This is a genomic window from Bacillus sp. S4 (genome assembly GCF_040838205.1).
GTDB lineage: Bacteria > Bacillota > Bacilli > Bacillales > Bacillaceae_G > Bacillus_A > Bacillus_A cereus_U.
Map to the genome: position 1 here is coordinate 1 of NZ_JBFPJI010000474.1, position 1838 is coordinate 1838.

A 1838-nucleotide genomic window follows, 5' to 3' on the forward strand; every position below is an offset into this window, starting at 1 on the left:
GTAATCGGTTTTTTAATTTCTGAAGGAATTATTTCTTCTTATAAAGATATTGAAGAATTATGGATCCAAAAAGAAAACGGAATTGTCCATGTAAAATCATCAAAAATTAATCCGCTCTATCAAACTTTATATAATAAACGGTACGTAACTTCTTGTTGCGGGAAAAGTAGACAAGGTTTTGTTTTCGTCAACGATGCAGCAAAAGCAAAGAAGTTACATGATATACATATAACTATTACTCCGGAAGAATGTTTTTACCTAATGACTTCCTTACAACAATCTTCAACTACATTTCGCCAAACGGGTGGTGTGCATAATACCGCTCTATGTGATCGAAAAAACATTCTTTTAGCACGAATGGATATCGGAAGACATAATGCGCTAGATAAAATATACGGTCATTGTTTACGAAACAATATATCCGTTCAAGGGAAAATCATTGCGTTTAGCGGACGCATCTCATCTGAAATTTTGTTAAAGGTTTCAAAAATAGGTTGCGAAATTGTTCTATCTAAATCAGCTCCAACTAAACTAGCTCTACAACTCGCCCATGATTTAGGTATTACCGTAGTAGGATTTATTCGAAATGGATCTTGCAATATTTATACACATCCAGAACGAATCGATGGCTACAAAATAAACGATTGACTATGTAAAAGAAAGTGAAAATTTAATCAGTGGAGGGTTTTTCCCTCCCCACTGATTATTAGCCCAAACCAATCGGGCTTTTACGGGCAACCCGACTCCCACGAATAGTGGGATAAAGATGACTCCTTTACAAAGCGGGAATTTTAGTTATAAAAATGTAATATATTAAATCCTTGAATAGTTAATGAAGTTAATATATAATTTCATTACATAAATAAAATAAAAACATAGTAGCATAATCTCTTCATTCTTTTACAAATTAAGAAAGAATAGTCACAGAATACATTTAACTAAACTTAATCTTACAAAGTTAATGAATTAAATTTGAATCAATCTAGGAGGTTACAACTATGGAAATTCGCTTATTAACAACAGAGGACGCAGAAATTTATTTGAAAGTTTGTATGGAAGGTTTAACGAAAAACCCTGAGGCTTTTAGCTCTTCTTATGAAGATGTTCTTAAACATGAAAACCCTGTCGCTGCTATGGCAAAGCGATTAAGCAATCCGGATAAGTATACTCTAGGTGTCTTCAAAGATAATGATTTAGTCGGTATTGCTACTCTAGAAACAAAGCCATTTATTAAGCAAGAGCATAAAGCAAAAATCGGCTCCGTTTTTGTTTCTCCAAAAGCGCGTGGTCTCGGTGCAGGACGAGCTTTAATTAAAGCGATTATTGAAAATGCCGATAAATTACATGTAGAACAGCTCATGCTTGATGTTGTTGCTGATAACACTGCTGCAAAAAAATTATATGAGTCCCTCGGCTTCCAAACTTACGGTGTGCAAGAACGGTCCTTAAAACATAATGGCCAATATTGGGACGAGGAGCATATGGTTTTATTCTTAAATAATTAACATTTTAATATAATTTTTCAAAAGCATCTTCTTATTAATTAAGATGCTTTTTTCATTACAACAATGTAATCTTCATGTCACCTTTATCAATCGTTCCAATCCTTTCCATTCGTTATACTAAAAATATAAAGTGAGACTTTAATCAGTGGGGATGATCCATCTCCCGCTGAGTATTACATGAACGTATAGCATGCAATTGATATGTAGAGGAGAATGTAACATGAAACAAAACAAACAAGCTATCTTTTTAATATTTGCTACAGCAATTGTAACTTCTGGACTGGCAATTCTACCTTGGTTTATTATATAGAAAACATTAAAAAAGCTTATTGC

2 protein-coding genes are annotated in these 1838 nt (G+C 33.4%); both read left to right on the forward strand.

Going from position 1 to position 1838, the window contains the following annotated elements:
- The coding region (fdhD, locus tag AB3X48_RS21755) for a formate dehydrogenase accessory sulfurtransferase FdhD (RefSeq protein ID WP_367959935.1) at positions 1 to 648 on the forward strand (648 nt) is incomplete at its 5' end.
- 350 nt (positions 649 to 998) lie between these two features.
- Positions 999 to 1505, forward strand: a complete 507-nt coding sequence (locus tag AB3X48_RS21760) for a GNAT family N-acetyltransferase (protein WP_000405886.1) — start codon at positions 999 to 1001, stop codon at positions 1503 to 1505.
- Positions 1506 to 1838: the final 333 nt, after the last annotated feature.

Coding starts and splice junctions, on each gene's coding strand:
- AB3X48_RS21760 (WP_000405886.1), top strand. CDS start 999: ATGGAAATTCGCTTATTAACAACAGAGGACGCAGAAATTTATTTGAAA.